General features: G+C 46.8%; 12 protein-coding genes. 2 read left to right on the top strand and 10 right to left on the bottom strand.

The genetic code is table 11. The features are described 5' to 3' along the window. Positions 1-43 precede the first annotated feature (43 nt). Positions 44-1,597, top strand: a complete 1,554-nt coding sequence (locus tag AC3WJJ_RS20295; RefSeq protein ID WP_492543486.1) for an FAD-dependent oxidoreductase — start codon at positions 44-46, stop codon at positions 1,595-1,597. Positions 1,598-1,666: 69 nt separating this feature from the next. Here AC3WJJ_RS20295 and AC3WJJ_RS20290 read toward each other — a convergent pair whose 3' ends face one another. Both AC3WJJ_RS20290 and AC3WJJ_RS20285 read right to left on the bottom strand, forming a co-directional pair. Next, positions 1,667-2,119, bottom strand: a complete 453-nt coding sequence (locus AC3WJJ_RS20290; RefSeq protein WP_492543485.1) for a hypothetical protein — start codon at positions 2,117-2,119, stop codon at positions 1,667-1,669. A gap of 133 nt (positions 2,120-2,252) precedes the next feature. Beyond that, positions 2,253-4,481, bottom strand: a complete 2,229-nt coding sequence (locus tag AC3WJJ_RS20285; protein WP_492543484.1) for an MMPL family transporter — start codon at positions 4,479-4,481, stop codon at positions 2,253-2,255. Positions 4,482-4,678: 197 nt separating this feature from the next. Here AC3WJJ_RS20285 and AC3WJJ_RS20280 point away from each other — a divergent pair, with 197 nt between their 5' ends. Continuing rightward, a complete protein-coding gene (locus AC3WJJ_RS20280) occupies positions 4,679-5,287 on the top strand; it encodes a TetR/AcrR family transcriptional regulator (protein ID WP_492543483.1) in 609 nt (202 codons plus the stop codon). A 13-nt stretch (positions 5,288-5,300) separates the two neighbouring features. On the opposite strand, the gene AC3WJJ_RS20275 is transcribed toward AC3WJJ_RS20280, so the two are convergent. The 8 genes from AC3WJJ_RS20275 to AC3WJJ_RS20240 all read right to left on the bottom strand — a co-directional run bounded on the left by AC3WJJ_RS20275 (position 5,301) and on the right by AC3WJJ_RS20240 (position 16,622). Then, on the bottom strand, positions 5,301-6,191 hold the full coding sequence (locus AC3WJJ_RS20275; RefSeq protein WP_492543482.1) for a diacylglycerol/lipid kinase family protein: 891 nt from the start codon (positions 6,189-6,191) through the stop codon (positions 5,301-5,303). A gap of 186 nt (positions 6,192-6,377) precedes the next feature. Next, positions 6,378-8,237 carry an ABC transporter ATP-binding protein gene (locus tag AC3WJJ_RS20270; RefSeq protein WP_492543481.1) on the bottom strand — a complete coding sequence of 620 codons (1,860 nt, stop codon included), beginning with the start codon at positions 8,235-8,237 and terminating at the stop codon, positions 6,378-6,380. Beyond that, positions 8,234-9,964: an ABC transporter ATP-binding protein gene (locus AC3WJJ_RS20265; RefSeq protein ID WP_492543480.1), complete on the bottom strand. Its 1,731-nt coding sequence runs from the start codon at positions 9,962-9,964 to the stop codon at positions 8,234-8,236. The genes AC3WJJ_RS20270 and AC3WJJ_RS20265 overlap by 4 nt, the downstream gene beginning before the upstream one ends. 12 nt (positions 9,965-9,976) lie before the next feature. Then, positions 9,977-10,552 (bottom strand): MarR family winged helix-turn-helix transcriptional regulator, encoded by a 576-nt coding sequence (locus AC3WJJ_RS20260; RefSeq protein ID WP_492543479.1) that lies wholly within the window; start codon positions 10,550-10,552, stop codon positions 9,977-9,979. Between the two features lie 150 nt (positions 10,553-10,702). Continuing rightward, positions 10,703-11,815, bottom strand: coding sequence for a ribosome small subunit-dependent GTPase A (gene rsgA / locus AC3WJJ_RS20255; protein WP_492543478.1), 1,113 nt, complete (start codon positions 11,813-11,815; stop codon positions 10,703-10,705). A gap of 386 nt (positions 11,816-12,201) precedes the next feature. Continuing rightward, positions 12,202-14,496 carry an ATP-dependent DNA helicase gene (locus AC3WJJ_RS20250; RefSeq protein WP_492543477.1) on the bottom strand — a complete coding sequence of 765 codons (2,295 nt, stop codon included), beginning with the start codon at positions 14,494-14,496 and terminating at the stop codon, positions 12,202-12,204. 182 nt (positions 14,497-14,678) lie between these two features. Then, entirely contained in the window at positions 14,679-15,425 is a 747-nt protein-coding gene (gene pdaA, locus AC3WJJ_RS20245) for a delta-lactam-biosynthetic de-N-acetylase (protein WP_492543619.1), read from the bottom strand. A 156-nt stretch (positions 15,426-15,581) separates the two neighbouring features. Next, positions 15,582-16,622: an oxidoreductase gene (locus tag AC3WJJ_RS20240; RefSeq protein WP_492543476.1), complete on the bottom strand. Its 1,041-nt coding sequence runs from the start codon at positions 16,620-16,622 to the stop codon at positions 15,582-15,584. Positions 16,623-16,667: the final 45 nt, after the last annotated feature.

Here is a 16,667-nt window from a genome sequence, read left to right as displayed (position 1 = left end):
TCCATGGAATAATCGATTTAATATAAAGGAGGGCATGTAAACGATGGATAAATCTAATAAAACCCAGCAAAGTCTGCCTCAATATCCGGAATCTCTATGGAGAGCCACAACCGATCTTCCTGCTTTTCAACGACTTGCTGAGGATATTGATACGGATGTTGCTGTTGTAGGTGCGGGCATTACCGGCATAACGACTGCCTATCTACTGGCGAAGCAAAGTAAACAGGTTGTTCTTCTCGATGCAGGCCGGATATTAGATGGAACGACAGGCTTTACAACGGCCAAAGTAACAGCCCAGCATGGCATGATCTATCATGAGTTGATGCAGCATTTTGGCGAGGAGAAAGCACGACACTACTATGATGCAAATGTTAAAGCGATGGACTTTATCCGGCAGCAAGTCAAAGAATGGGACATTGTCTGTGGGTTAGAGAAAGAGGATGCATACATATATACGCAGGATGACAAGAGGCGATCGAAGCTGGAGGATGAGTTCAAGGCATATGAGAAAATGGGGATTCCCGGGGAATGGCTGGAGAGCGTGCCGCTGCCACTACCTGTCCGGGGTGCTATCAAGATGCCAGGGCAATATCGCTTCCACCCCCTAGTCTATTTAAAACGGATGGTGGAGGAATTTCTGAAATTAGGCGGCGTGATCTATGAAAATACAACCATTGATGAAAAAGCTGAAACGGAAGGACCAATCACACTCACAACAAAACGAGGAAATCACAGCATCACCTGTCAATTTGCCGTATCAGCTTCGCACTTCCCGTTCTATGACGGAAAAGGTCTTTATTTCACAAGACTGCATGCGGAGCGTTCTTATGCGGTTGCTGTGAAACCGGAAACGGGTTATCCCGGTGGCATGTATATCAATATTGATGACCCTTCTCGGTCCCTTAGATCTGTATCTTATAACGGTGAAGAACTGATCATTGTCGGTGGTGAAAGCCATCCTACGGGTAAAAGTGAGTGCACCCACCGCCATTACGAGAATCTTGAGAAGTTCGCTGGAGAGCTGCTGGGTGCTAGATCCATTCCTTTCCGCTGGTCTGCTCAGGATCTGATCACCTTAGATAAGCTGCCCTACATCGGGCCTATTACGTCCAAGCAGGACCGAATTCTGGTGGCGACCGGTTACCGGAAATGGGGTATGACCACGGGTACCGCGGCAGCAAAAATCATTACAGATCAGATTATGGGCAAGGATAATCCATACTCCGAACTGTTCACGCCTTCTCGGTTTCAAGCTGATCCTGCTCTGAAAACCTTTGTCGTACAAAATGCAGGGGTCGCCAAGAATTTTATTGCTGGAAAGTTCGACATGACTCACGGGAACATTGACGAGTTAAAGGCTGATGAAGGAATGGTCGTACGTCATAACGGTCAACGTGCCGGGGCTTATAAGGATGCTCAAGGAAATTTGTATCTCGTAGACACGACTTGTACACACCTAGGTTGTGAGACTGAATGGAATGAAGGTGAGCGTTCATGGGACTGCCCTTGTCATGGATCGAGATTCAGATATGACGGTGAGGTGCTTGAGGGTCCTGCCATCGAACCACTGAAGAAGCTCGATCCTCACGGGGATTAACCCACAAAAAGAGGCTCATGGACAAGGAAAATCCCTCGCACATGAGCCTCTTTGTTTCATGATCTTTATTTAAGCCGTTACCGGTGCCAGTTCAGCACGGTAGCTTTCCAGCGACTGGTCTACAATGGTTCTGATAAGGATCGGATCAATATCCATAATCCACGACATAGCGTTATTCCATGCATTTTCCTCGATTTGCAGCGCGATTGTTTTTCTCCTGAATTCATCTCCGCAAGTATCCAGTTCATCACAGAGCTTAGATAGACTTGCATCAGCTGCATGCCCAAGCTCATGAGCGAACACCACAGCAAAGTATTCATACACGGGTTCCAACGTTCCAAACAGCTGCAAGCATTGTTGTTTAATGACCTCGGTATACATTGTCACGCTGTGCGTACTCATTGCATATTTCCCGCCGATTAAACGGCCCCCTGGAAAATAAGAATGGAGCTTTACTGTGACTCCGCTACCCGACCGACGAAGCAATTCTGAAACCGTTCGGTTCAGTACGGATTTCTTCAAATCATCATGGCTCCCTTAGTGAAGATTACACATCATTATAAAAGAACCGCATGAAAATATGCAACGAAAACGCATGATTTGTTACAGAAAATGTGACCAATTCGCGTAGCTCGCCAGCTTTCTGAATGGTTATTTAAACGCGCTCTTGAACTGCTTTCGCATCTTCTACCTCAGCTGGGGCTTTGCCCGGCCAAAAAGCAGCTTTACCAAATAACGTTGTAATCGCTGGTACAAGGAATGGGCGTACAACAAAGGTATCGAGCAGCACACCGATTGCCGTAATAACCCCAAACTGTACAAGGACCTGAATTGGCAATGTAGCTAGTACAGCAAAGGTTCCAGCCAGGATCAGTCCGGCGGAAGTAATGACCGGTCCTGTCTCATGCACACCTTCACGGATTGCCTGCTTAAGTGGCATACTGCGGCTCTTCTTCCAGATGCTCGAAATCATGAAGATATTATAGTCTTCACCAAGAGCAACGAGGAAAACGAACGAATACAACGGGATTGCTCCTTGAATCGCATCAACGCCCATACCGTAATGGAGTACGATCCAGCCTAGACCAAGCGCAGAGAAGTAAGACAGGATAACTGTAAGTACCAGATATACGGTAGCGACAACTGAACGAAGATATAGAAGAAGAAGCAGCGTGATCATTCCGATGACAATCGGGATAATCAGCATGGTATCACGATCACCAATCTGCTCTGTGTCATACTGAGTCGCGGTCTGCCCTGAAATCCATACCTTGGACTCAGGGGATGATACTCCTGCCTTCTGAAGTGAAGCTTCTGCAGTAGCACGCAAATCCGGGATATGTTCCATAGCTTCAAGGTCGTACGGATTCATTGTAAATTCTAGATCATAGGCTAGAATGTTCGGGTTTTGTGCACCTTCTACCGGGTCTCCAGCTTTGCTGATATAAGGAAGAGATGCTAGGGTTTCCTTCAGCTGCGAAGCGTCTTTCCCCTCTGTATCTACCATCACTTTGACCGGAGCTAATTCACCAGGGGAGAACTGCTCTCCAATAATCGTAAAGCCTTCTCTAGATGGCATATCCTTAGGAAACGAGGAAAGGATATCATACGTAAACTTCACTTTAGGTGTAAAGGCCGCCAAGCCTCCCAGCACAACAAGGCCGACTAAAACGACCATCCAAGGCTTACGGGTCACGATTTTGCCAATCCAGCCTTCTTTCTTGATCTTATGCGTTTTAACCGGCTTACCTTTGCTGCGAGCACGCTCCTCTTCCATCTCCGGAGTACGTGGGACGAATGGATAGAACGATACACGACCAAATATAGCAAGCAGTGCAGGAACTAGTGTAAGGCTCGCAATAAACATAATCAGAATAGCAAAACTGAAAGGTACCGCAAAGCGGTGGTACGCACCATATTGTGCGAACAATAGGGCAAGCATCGCGATAACAACGGTAATGCCACTCATAGCAATGGCGCCTGATGATTGTGTAATGGCTTTTAAGAGCGCTGCAGTCTTACTCTTCTCCTCACGGAGATCGTGACGGAAACGGGAGATCATGAAGAGACAATAATCGGTGCCAGCTCCGAATAATAGTACGGTCATAATAGAAATTGCCTGGCCATCTACCGTAATCCATTCCTTGTCAGCCATAAAGCCTAGCACCGGACTAATTACCCCATACGCAAATCCGACGGCAACCAGCGGTATAAGAGCCAGAATAGGCGAACGGTATATCAAAAGTAAGATAATAAGGACAAGAAGTACGGTAGCTATTAATAAAGAAACGTCAGCATTACTAAACAACGCTGTTGCATCAACTGAAATCCCCGCTGGGCCGGTAACACGCGCTACAAGCTCAGGATTGTTCATATCCGCAGCGAATGGATCCACACCAAAGGTCTCCTTGACCTGGGCTTCCATCCCTTTAATTCCTTCTTCTATTTGTTCAGCTCCTGCTGTTTTATCGAAAAACACAGGAGTCACGATAGAACTTCCATCTTCGGACAATTGAGCCTTAAGCGCAGGCAGAGGCATTTTATCATACGGAACGAGTCCAACCTGATTCGGTACGGGCTTCTCAGCAAGCTTAGCAAATAGCTCCTGAATATGGCCTAAATCCTCATCAGACAATCCTCCCTCTCTCTGCCATACGACTAGAGCTGGAACCCCTTCTCCGCTCGGAAATTCTCGTGAAGCTATGGACTCCGCCTGTACAGATAGACTAGTGTCCGGTAAGTTCGGTGCATTGTTTTTTTCCTTCTCATTCACCATAGGCCAAATTAGATTGAGGACTGCAACTACAACAATCCATACAATCAATGTTACCCATTTGGTCTTAGGGCCTGCCACCAAGCGGCCGTACCCACGTTGTTCTTTCATCCTTATGCTCCTCCTCTTTTGTAACTCGTAGACTTGAAAAAATGACGCTCTGGTGTCAAAATCAACATCATAGTCGTTAAAAATAAACGGTAAACGCCATCCATACGAATAATTGGATTATTAATCTCTAATAATTATATATACCGTTCGGTTAATTAATCAACTTTTTTTATTTTTTTCGAAATGAGGGACTCCTAATGAAACCAAACACACCTCGAATGCCAGGCCGTCCCAAGCGGCAGGATCAAGATATGCCAGTACAGGAAACCGTGTTGTTCACCGCCTCCAGACTATTCATGGAGCTCGGTTACGAAGCCGTTTCCTTACAGCAGATTGCTAAAGCCTGCGGTGTAACTAAAGCATCCATCTATTATTACTTCGACGGAAAACCGCAGTTGTTCACTGCATCCGTCTCTGCTGTTTTGGAGCGGGCACGTACAAGTACTTCTCAAATTCTTGTTCAGCCATTGCCGCTGCGGGAACGCCTCATAAAAGTATCGGAAGCCAAACTTGCACGCTCCCATGGTGATTTTGAGACGATTCTGCGTGAAGCCCGTTCTTCCTTAAGTCAGAAACAACTCGATGAGATCACTAGCAAAGAGGAGATGATTCATGATTGCCTTGCCGAGCATCTTGTAAAGGCGATGGATGCTGGTGAAATTCGTAGAACGGATCCACTGCTCACAGCGCATGCCTTCTCAGCAGTTCTGATGCTCGGAATACGTGAAATCGCCAAGGGAACACCCGCTGACAAGCTCGCCCGAGACATTGTTGATTTATTTTGGGATGGCCTCTCAATAAGGTAAACCTAAATATAAATTACACTTCACCCGTTAAAAATTCGAGCGATTCCGATCTAATGGATAACTTCGCTGGCGTCTTAAGATATTTCTCGCCATCCGTATCCGCCTTCATGGGCTGCTCTGTCTTCAAGGTGAGGGTTGAGGATTGAAAATACTGAATGCTATCATTTTTCGGCTCCCATTCCCCTTGCTCCTTGCGGCTAAGCAGCTCTTTCAAGAGCGGAAGTCCAGCCTCTCGAATGATCAAGACATCAAGCTTCCCATCCGTTAGAGCATCGACAGTGAAAGGCAGTGCCTGCGTACCAAGATAACGGCCATTAGACACGTAAATCATGACTGCCTCATCTTCTTGAATGCCATCGTCTGATTCCATCCAGTAACAAAATGGCTCCGCCGAGCGTACGGTTTGAAGTGTACTGATATAGTAGCTCAGACGACCTAGCGTTCCTTTTAAATCCGAGTTAATATTTTCTGAAGCTTCTGTAATCAAACCGACACCAAAGAAGTTCGTAAATACCCTCTCCCCCGCAACGCCGATGTCCACTTTTCTTCGCTTTCCTTCCATAAGCTGTCTTGCCGCTTCAGCCAGATTAGCCGATAGATTCAGTGATCTGGCAAAATCATTACAGGTTCCTGCTGGGAGTACCCCGATTAACGGTGGGTTCTCTAAAGAGGCGAGTCCATTAATACATTCATGTACCGTTCCGTCTCCACCCATGATGAGAACAAGCTGAAATTCCTCCCCTCGCTGCTGACAGATCTTCTCCCCTTCTCCTGGTTCAAGCGTCTGGATCAACACGAGCTCCCGTATACTGCGCGCAAGAATCCCTGTTACTGTTCCCAGTAACTCCTCTACACTCTGTTTCCCTGCGTTACCGTTATATATAAGCATGGCCCTTTCATACATTAAACGTTCCTCCTTAGGGATTGATCCCTATATTGATGTATATTATTACCCATTAGAAGAATTCCAGTAATCAGGGGGCCAGCTGCTGAAGTAGGCTGCAATAACAAAAAGGCCGAAGGCATAGCCCAAAATGAGCTTGCCTTCGACCTTTTTGATTGGATATTCGTTGTGTTAAATTGTGTTCTTTTAACCTGCTTCCTGCGTTCCACTAAACTGGCTGTTATACAAATCTGCATAGAAACCATTCTGCTCAAGCAGTTCCTCATGTGTACCTTGCTCAATAATACTGCCCTGATTCATCACGAGTATCATATCTGCATCCCGAATCGTAGATAGCCGGTGAGCGATAACGAAGCTCGTTCTTCCCTGCATCAATCGATTCATCGCCTTCTGGATATACAGCTCGGTCCGCGTATCCACGCTACTCGTTGCTTCGTCCAGAATGAGGATCGAAGGGTCTGCAAGAATAGCTCTTGCGATCGTCAGAAGTTGCTTCTGTCCTTGCGAAATATTGGATGCTTCCTCATTCAGAATCGTATCATAGCCTTCAGGCAAGGTACGGATGAAATGGTCCGCGTGAGCCGCCTCGGCAGCCTGCACGATTTCTTGCTCCGTAACACCTGCTTTACCATAACCGATATTATCACGAATTGTACCGTTAAATAACCAAGTGTCCTGTAATACCATACCAAACATACTGCGCAGATCACTTCTCTTCATCTGCTTAATGTCGATACCATCGATTGTGATTTTACCATCATTAAGCTCGTAGAAACGCATCAGCAGGTTCACAAGTGTTGTTTTACCCGCGCCTGTAGGACCTACAATAGCCACCGTCTGCCCTGGCAATACGTCGACATTCATATCTTCGATCAACATTTTCTCCGGGCTATAACCGAAGTTTACATGTTCGAAATGAACTTCGCCGCGCGGATTGGTAAGTTTCTTCGGAGCGGAATCCTCAAGTACTTCCTCTTCTTCATCCAGCACCTCAAATACCCGCTCTGCGGAAGCTACCGTGGACTGAATGACGTTCGCAATATTCGCCAATTGAGTAATCGGCTGTGTGAATTGACGTGAATATTGAATAAACGCCTGAATGTCCCCGATTTCGATCGATCTCTTGGTCACAAGAATACCACCCATGACCGCGACAATAACATAGCCGATGTTTCCAATGAAACTCATAAGCGGCATAATCGAACCCGAGATGAACTGGGCACGCCAACCCGCATCGTACAGTTTATCGTTTACCTTATCAAACTCTGCGATCGATTCATTTTCACGTCCGAACGCTTTAACCACTTTATGACCTGTATACATTTCCTCTACATGGCCGTTTAACTGTCCAAGATGTTTTTGTTGTGCTGCAAAATGCTTCTGTGAACGCTTTGCCACCATCATGGTCACAATCACGCTCAGCGGTAAAGTCAAAATAACAACGAGTGTTAACAATGGACTGATCGACAGCATCATGATGATAACCCCAACCAGGGTAACTACAGAAGTGATCATCTGGGTCAAGCTTTGTTGCAGTGTACTGCTGATGTTATCCATATCGTTCGTTACACGGCTAAGCGTCTCTCCGTGTGTTCTAGCGTCAAAATATTTGAGCGGCAGCCGGTTCAGCTTCTCATTCACTTCTTTACGCAGATCATACACGGTACGCTGTGCGACACCTGCCATTACATACTGCTGAAGATAAGCAAATAGGGAGCTGACGATATACAATCCGGCAAGCCACAGCATAATACGCTGAATGGCAGTAAAGTCGATTCCCTCGCCTGACATCATGCCTTTGAACAGAAGTGTTGTTGCTTCACCTAGTATTTTCGGGCTGACAATGCTGAATATGGTACTGAGAATAGCCGCAACAAGCACTGTGATCAGCTTGCCCGAGTGAGGTTTCAAATAACGGGCTAACCGGCCGAATGTCCCTTTAAAATCCTTGGGCTTCTGAACAGGCATCCCCGGTCCATGAGGACCGCCACCGAAAGGGCCTCCGCCACCGCGGGGATGTCCACCGCTTTTTTTAGCTTCACTCATGCGATCTCCTCCTCTGACAGCTGGGATGACACAATCTCACGATACACTTCACTGTTCTCCATCAGTTCCTCATGTGTGCCGATACCAGCGATTCGGCCTTGGTCAAGTACAATAATACGGTCTGCATCCATAACCGTGCTGACGCGCTGAGCTACAATCAGTACCGTCGACTCGGTTGTTTCCTCTTTCAGTGCTGCACGCAGTTTCGCATCCGTCTTGAAATCGAGTGCTGAGAAGCTATCATCAAATACGTACACTTCAGGACGGCGAACAAGTGCGCGAGCAATGGAGAGACGCTGCTTCTGTCCACCGGAGACGTTACCGCCACCTTGGGATATTTCGGCTTCATAACCGCCTTCCATAGCGGAGATGAAATCAGCAGCTTGGGCAACCTCCGCTGCATGCTTCACTTCTTCATCTGTTGCATCTTCTTTACCATAACGGATATTATCTGCAATCGAACCGGTAAAGAGAAGTGCTTTTTGTGGAACAAATCCAATTTTGGCACGAAGATCTTCCTGTTTCATATCCCGTATATCCGTGTCATCCACCAAAATCCGCCCTGATGATACCTCATAGAATCTTGGAATCAGACTGATTAAGGTGGATTTACCTGAGCCCGTACCGCCAATGATGGCCGTAATTTCACCTGGGCCCGCACGGAAGGAAATATTCGATACCGCAGGTTCCTCAGCTCCTGGATAGTAGAACGTCACATCATCAAATTCAATGTATCCTTTTCTGGAAGATCTTTGATGTGCCTCTTTAGGATCCTTGATCTCTGGCATCATATCCAGCACTTCGTTAATACGAACTGCAGAAGCCTGTGCACGTGGAATCATAACGAACATGACAGACACCATGATAAGTGAGAACATGATCATCATTGCGTATTGCAGGAATGCCATCAGATCGCCTACCATCATGTGCCCTTCATTAATACGATGTCCGCCGAACCAGACGATCGCAAGTGTTGCGAAGTTCATCACTAGCATCATGACAGGCATCATCGCACCCATGATTTTATTTACTTTAATCGCCGTCTGCGTTAAGTCCTCATTGGCATCATTAAAACGTGCTTTCTCATGCTCCGTGCGGTTAAAAGAGCGAATAACCCGGATTCCGGTTAAGCCCTCACGCATTACACGGCTGAGGCTGTCGATCTTAATCTGGATCGCTTTAAAGAGCGGAATCCCCTTTCTAGCGATGATAAAAATAGCCAGCGCAAGTACCGGCAATGCCGCAACAAGCACAACAGTCAAGCCCGGATCACGGGATACCGCCATGATGATTCCCCCGATACACATCATCGGTGCAAGAGCCATCATGCGAAGAATCATAATTGTCACTTGCTGTACTTGCGTAATGTCATTCGTGGTACGAGTGATTAGGGATGCCGTGCCGACCTTATCAAATTCCTGCAGTGTGAAGTTCTCAACATGAGAGAACACCCGTCCACGAAGAATTTTTCCGAAGCCGGAAGCGGATTTAGATGCCAAAAAACTAGCCGCAATCGAGCAGATCATTCCGCCCGCTGCCACTGCAAGCATAAAGCCACCGACACGCCATATATAAGACGTATCTCCTTTCACAATACCGACGTTCACAATATCCGCCATTAATGTAGGCAAATAGAGTTCAGACAACGCCTGGAAAAAAGTAAATAACAGTACAAGCAAGACCGCCGACCAATACGGCTTCATCATATACCGAAATAACTTCAGCATGGTTTCATCTCCTTACTTCTTCTCATCTGGCGAATTTAATTGAATTTCACTCTCACTCATATACTCATAAACTTTGGTTAATAAGTTAGCCAACTGATCACTGTCCTCTTCACCTAGGTATGCGACGAGTCCTTCGAAATTCGCCTTGAATGCCTCGTGTGCCTGATGAACAATCTTCTCTCCCTCATCCGTTAAGCGAACGCGGACTGCACGTCTGTCTTTCTTATCCATCACGCGCTCAACAAGTCCTTTGCCCTCTAGGCCATTAATGAATTGAGTAATTGTTGGTGAAGTTACCTTCATATGATTACTAATCTCCGAGACCTTAAGACTTGGTTCACTCTCAGAACGCGATTCGAATCCTTCTGCCCCTACGGACTTTTCTTTATATTTCAGCGTCATCAGAATTCGAATCTCACCGGTCGTATAACCTGAGATCGTACTTTGCTCCCAGTCCTTCTTCTTCTTCTTGAACAGACTGAAGCTACGCATGAGTCTTCCTGCCGCTTCGCTGCCGAAGCTTCCGTTCTTAGAGGAGTTTCCTTCGCCAGCAAAGCCGCAGCCTTGCTGTCTATCCGTCTCTGACATGATGCACCTCTCTTTCGACAAAAATAGATAGTGTACCAATTAATTAGGTAACCTAACTATAAATCTTGTGAAAGGGTAAAGTCAAACGCACAAGATTTGGCAAGGGCTGTGCTTCTAGGTCACTTCTAGGTCACGAGGGAAATTTCAGATTCACTCATACCCATCTACAGAGGAGGGATACGAGGCTGCATGTTTTCCTCGGCGTGATTTGGAAGCCTGAAACCGGGATTGATCCACCTGTTTCCTGGACGTAGACCTTTCCTTGCGCGCAAGATAAGCAAGCTCCTTCTCTGTCTTCTTGTAGTTGTTAAATCGACCTTGATCAAGTGTCCCTATATGGAGTGCTTGCTGTACCGCACAACCGACTTCGGATTCATGACGACAATCACTGAACCGACATTGCCGGGCAAGCTCCTCAACCTCTGAGAATGTCTCTTCCCAGCCCCCCGTCGAATCCCATAATTTAAGCTCTCTCATCCCCGGAGTATCAACCATAATTGCACCTTCCGGGAGTATAAACAGCTCTCGATGGGTCGTGGTGTGTCTCCCTCTCGCATCTTCTTCACGGATTCCCTGTACCCGCTGTAAATCTTGACCGGATAGCCAATTTAGCAATGTAGACTTGCCAGCACCAGATGAGCCGGTTATCGCTACGGTAGAACCCGGCACAAGATAAGGAGCTATCGCTTCTCTCCCTTGGTCTTGCACGGAGCTTACTGCGTGAACGGGCACGCCAGGAGCAGAATGGATTACTTTCGTCATGTACGCTTCAGGGTCATCGCACAGATCAGCCTTAGTAAGTAGCACGACAGGCTGTGCTCCACTCTCCCATACAGCGATGAGGTACCGCTCGATTTTGCGAATATTAAAATCGTGGTTCAGTGCATTAACTATAAAAATAGTGTCCGTATTGGCAGCAATAACCTGCTCATCAGGTATACTTCCTGCCTCTTTTCGTGTCATTGCCTTAGCCCGTGGTAGCAGGCAATGAATAACTGCTCTCGGCTCCCCCTCTAATAGTTCTACCAGCACCCAATCCCCAACCGCAGGGAAATCTGCACGACTTGTAGCCTCATACTCATATTTTCCAGTCACCATGGCAATTCTCTCTCCCGATTCAGTTATAATCCGGTATTGTTTCGAGAACTGTGCTGTAACCCGCGCGGGCACAAGCTGCTTCTGTGGATCCTTTAGTTTGTCCATCATTTCTTGCCAGTGTTCATTCCAGCCGTATTTCTTTAAATTGTTCTGCTCATTATTCAATTCGGATAACCCCTTTATGATTTGGTATATTTCGGGCACAAAAAAAACCGCAGAAAATAATCTGCGGTTTGCTACGTCTAACAGGAATAGCCCTCATGAATCTTGTCACTGTAGGACAAGGGGGGCGTGCTTAGACATAAAAAAAACCGCAAGAAACCATGAATGGTCTCCTGCGGTCCGTTGTTCCTATACATCATCTCATCATCATGAGTTCATGTTAAAAACAACTTATCTTACCCGTCCGTAGAGACCGACGCCAACGTAAACTCGCTTCATCTGCTTTTTCATTGTCATCAGCCTCCTTGTTATCAAAAGTATATTCGTATTATATGGGTGGCAATCTGACATGTCAACAATTACCACCACAAATCATCATTCGCCTAATCCTATATACGCTTATAGTTCCGCCATTCCTCTGGCAATAGTAAATGATAAGGCCGATTCTGGAATCGGTCGTCCACTAGTACAAGTGTCCCTCGATCCTCTTCAGATCGAATCAGACGGCCACCTGCCTGAAGCACCTTATTCATACCAGGGTAGACGTAGGCATAATCATATCCATTCTTCTCATTTCGGTCGAAATAATCCTTAATAATATCATTCTCGAACGACAACTGAGGTAGTCCCACGCCAACCACAACAACGCTTTCTAGACGTGCCCCCTTCAGGTCAATCCCTTCTGAGAAAATACCACCCATCACAGCAAAACCAACCAATGGAACCTCTGCATTCGCTTGATAAGAGCTTAGGAACAACTCCCGCTCCTCCTCACGCATCGCGTGGCCCTGAACCTGCGTTTGAAGTTCAGGGTTAAGCTTGATAAATGCATCGTATACAGCCTGCATATACGGATATGAGGGTAGGAATATCAAGGTATTCACAGGGTGTTCCTTAACTAGCTTGTCCAGCATATCAACAATCGCATCCTTGCTGCGGTCCCTATCCTTGTACCGAGTAGACACGGGCATCAAGCGAACATCTAGCTGTTCATGGGAGAAGGGAGATGGAATCGAGAGACTATAATCATCTTCCTCCGCCCCGAGCATATCTCTGTAATACATCAGTGGAGTTAAGGTCGCAGAGAACAGCACGGTACTGCGATAATTCTTCCCTGCTTGCTGTAGTAAATAGGACGGATCGAGGCAAAATAGCTTTAGGAATACCTCACTACCTTCCATCTCGGCATAAGTCACGAACCGCTCATCGTACAGTTTGGAAATTCGCAGATAAGCCTGTGCCGCGAAATAACACTCCAGTAGTTCATCTACTTCATCGCCGCCTTTACCGGTTACGAGTTCCGCCTCAGCATGCATAACGAATTCTTCAAGCAGTTCATCCATCAATTCGGGCTGATGGGTCCCGACAATCCGCTCTTCCTCACCGCTAACCTTGCGGAATATGATAAAACGGTTGTTCACCTTTTTGGTTGCCTGATATAGTCCAGGGTTGGCCTCTTTATAAGCCCGCTGTATGTTCAGAAACATCGATTTTCTAAGCTCCGCTGAGAACATACTCCGCGCCCGGTCGACTAAGTTATGGGCCTCATCGACCAGAACCACGCTGCGCTTCTTCACTTCCTCTGGTAATCGTTTGAATGATACCCGTGGATCATACACATAATTGTAATCACAGATCACAGCATCTGCAGCATATGCCGCATCCAGTGAGAATTCGAACGGACAGACCTGATGCTTTCGAGCATAGGCTTCTATAACCGGGCGGGTCATGGTTGTTTCATTCTCTAAGAGATCCAGAATCGCCCCGTTAATCCGATCATAGTAACCTTCGGAAAATATGCAAGAATCCTGTCCGCATCCTTCTTCCTCACCGAAGCAAATCTTATCTTTTGCCGTTAAAGTTACGGTATGCATATGTAGTCCCCCCGACTCCATCAATGCCACCGCTTCCTCTGCTGCCGTACGTGTGATCGTCTTGGCTGTTAAATAATAAATCCGCTGCACCGTTCCTTCACCCATCGCTTTAATCGTAGGAAACAGCGTTGAGATGGTCTTTCCTATGCCGGTCGGTGCCTTGGCGAATAAGCGTCTACTTTCGCCAATGGTTTTATAGACAGCACCCATCAGTTTGCGCTGGCCTGCGCGGTATGCTGGGAATGGGAATGCCAGCTCTTTGATGCTCTTATCCCTCTGCCGTGCATGATCCCGAAGCAGGTATGCATAGGGCGCATAAGCAGCGACTACTTCCTGCACGAACTGCTCTAGTTCTTCATAGCTAAAGGTTCGCTTAAATCTTTTCATATCTCCAGCTGGTATCTGAAAGTACGTCAACTGAACCGACATCTCCTTGGCGCTGTGTAGCTTAGCATACATGTAAGCATACATTTGAGCCTGGGCCCAGTGGACAGGATACGTATCCTCATGGATCTCGTTCAAGTTGCCCGACGTGGACTTAATCTCATCAATCATCACCGGACCATTTCCGTCTCCAATGATTAATCCATCGCAGCGTCCTTCTACGGCAAATATGAGATCCTTAAAAGGAATTTTCGCCTCAAGATGGACCTCCTTCTGATCTTGTTCACCGTATTCACGCTGAACCTGCTGATGCGCTCTCGTTCCTTCGGAAAGAGTGGTTGCTGTCCGAAAGCCAGAGGTAATACTTCCGCTGCGAAATACATATTCCACAAGCGGTCTTACGGATATTTGAATGGTATGAGACATACGCGATCTCCTTTTTTGAACAGAAACTTCTGGTCTGTATTATACCAAACATCCATTTTCCAGGTATTAGCACCAAACTCTCTATCTGAAAAATAAACACTGACACAGTATAAAAAAAAGCGAGCAGATACACGGCTCCCGAGTAGCCATGTATCTGCTCGCCTGTATATAAATTTAAATCTCTACGGCGCCCGTGTCCCCATCTCATCCAAGCTCTTGAACTCATAGCCCTGCTTCCTAGCTTCGTCAATGATACGGCCTAACGCTTCCGCATTATCTCGGGAAATGGAGTGCAGGAGCATAACGGCACCCGGATGAAGCTGGGCTGTCACTTTCTCATATGCATACTGTGAACCGCGCTGGGCATTCACATCCCAATCTTTATAAGCAAGTGACCAGAATACGTTCGTATATCCAAGATCCTTACTTACAGCCAAAGAGCGCTCATTAAATATTCCCCTTGGCGTCCGAAGATACTTCATCTCCTTCTGGCCTGTTACGCTCGCTACCTCAGTCTTTACACGATTGAGTTCTTCTGTCAGTTTCTCCGCTGAAATCGTGGATACATCGGGATGGCTCCAAGAATGATTCCCTATTATATGCCCTTCTGCAGTCATTCGCTTGAGCAGCTCGGTCTGGGTCTTCACATAATGACCGGTAACAAAAAAGGTTGCAGGTACTTTCTTCGCTTTCAGCGTATCCAGGATACCTGCGGTGAATCCATTCTCATATCCGTTATCGAACGTCATGTACAATTCTTTCTTCGCGGAATCGCCCATGAAGATGGCACCATGCTTCTTGAGGAGTTCCTTAAATCCTTCCTCATCAATGGATGGAAGCTTGCCGTTCACACTTCGTTTGAATCCGAAATGGAAAGGACCGCTGCCATTCGCCCAAGTCGAGCCGGAATACCCCAGCACTAATATCATACATAGCGAAATCATAGACGTCACACGAAGGACGCTGCGTTTATTCATGCTCAAATCTCCTTCTCCGTGATTTAGTCAAATCGCCCGCCAACCGGAATCGATGACAGGGCTGATATAGCATACTATCCCACGAACGAAGAAAACTTATGTGTCGTTTTAAGTTACGGTGATTGTAGCCCCTGTACGATGGCTTTCCATGGCATACTCGATCATACGAATGGTGTCTCGCGCATCTTCCGGTTTCACAGGAACCGCAGCCCCTTCCCGAATAGCTTCTGCAAGCCCCTGATAGAATGCCTGATATCTGCCCGGCAAGGTCTCGATCTCACCTTGTACAGCTAGTCCGCTCAGTTCAGTAGCCAGCTCACCATACTGATCCGGCTGATCCTCCCCCCAGCCGATATCACCCGGATGCATTCCTTGCTTCAACTGCGATTCTTGTGGATCTTGACCATATTTTAGAAAGCTTCCTTTATCGCCGTGAAGCTCAAACTTTGGTCCAGCCTGCCGTACCAAGGAACCGGAATGTAGGATGACTCGGTGCTTCTCATAACTGAACACGATATGGAAGTAATCGACCACCTCTGAGCCTTCCCGTTCAGCACGCATATCTGCCCATACAGTTTTCGGCTTACCGAACAAAAATAAAGCTTGGTCAATTAGGTGTGAGCCTAAGTTGTACAGCTCGCCTGCTCCGGGGCCCTCCTGTTCTTTCCATCGGTGCTGAACCTTTGGACGGTAACGATTGAAATGCACCTGATAAACCGATAAGTTTCCAAGTGCTTTGGTCTCCAGCAAATTGCGTACCGTGAGAAAATCGTTGTCCCAGCGGCGATTATGATAGACGGTTAACAGAACTCCTTTTTCCCGAGCAAGTTGGATCAAAATATCCGCTTCCTCCGAGGTTACTGTAAAAGGCTTCTCCACAACCACATGCTTACCAGATTCAATAGCTCTCTTGGCATACTCGTAATGGGTTGCATTAGGGCTTGTTACGATAACAACTTCAATCTCATCGTCTTGGAGCAGCTCTTCCACATGGCTTATCACCTTCGTGTGAGGAAGATCCTTCTTCACTTTATCCGGATTGGAAGACACTACAGTATGTATTTGATAGTCCGGTATACTTGTAAGAAGAGGTGCGTGAAAGGTTGATCCGGATAATCCATAACCGATAATCCCCACTTGTATCGTCATCTTTCGATCACCACTTTCTATTAAATTACAAAGCATATGTACCTT

The sequence above is a fragment of the Paenibacillus sp. FW507-14B1B genome (assembly GCF_058781425.1).
This window is presented reverse-complemented; position numbering and strand designations above follow the sequence as displayed.

Excerpts from the sequence above, each read along its gene's own strand:
- AC3WJJ_RS20295 (WP_492543486.1), top strand. The coding sequence starts at position 44 with ATGGATAAATCTAATAAAACCCAGCAAAGTCTGCCTCAATATCCGGAA.
- AC3WJJ_RS20285 (WP_492543484.1), bottom strand. The coding sequence starts at position 4,481 with ATGAAAGAACAACGTGGGTACGGCCGCTTGGTGGCAGGCCCTAAGACC.
- AC3WJJ_RS20280 (WP_492543483.1), top strand. The coding sequence starts at position 4,679 with ATGAAACCAAACACACCTCGAATGCCAGGCCGTCCCAAGCGGCAGGAT.
- AC3WJJ_RS20275 (WP_492543482.1), bottom strand. The coding sequence starts at position 6,191 with ATGTATGAAAGGGCCATGCTTATATATAACGGTAACGCAGGGAAACAG.
- AC3WJJ_RS20270 (WP_492543481.1), bottom strand. The coding sequence starts at position 8,237 with ATGAGTGAAGCTAAAAAAAGCGGTGGACATCCCCGCGGTGGCGGAGGC.
- AC3WJJ_RS20265 (WP_492543480.1), bottom strand. The coding sequence starts at position 9,964 with ATGCTGAAGTTATTTCGGTATATGATGAAGCCGTATTGGTCGGCGGTC.
- AC3WJJ_RS20260 (WP_492543479.1), bottom strand. The coding sequence starts at position 10,552 with ATGTCAGAGACGGATAGACAGCAAGGCTGCGGCTTTGCTGGCGAAGGA.
- AC3WJJ_RS20250 (WP_492543477.1), bottom strand. The coding sequence starts at position 14,496 with ATGTCTCATACCATTCAAATATCCGTAAGACCGCTTGTGGAATATGTA.
- pdaA (WP_492543619.1), bottom strand. The coding sequence starts at position 15,425 with ATGATATTAGTGCTGGGGTATTCCGGCTCGACTTGGGCGAATGGCAGC.
- AC3WJJ_RS20240 (WP_492543476.1), bottom strand. The coding sequence starts at position 16,622 with ATGACGATACAAGTGGGGATTATCGGTTATGGATTATCCGGATCAACC.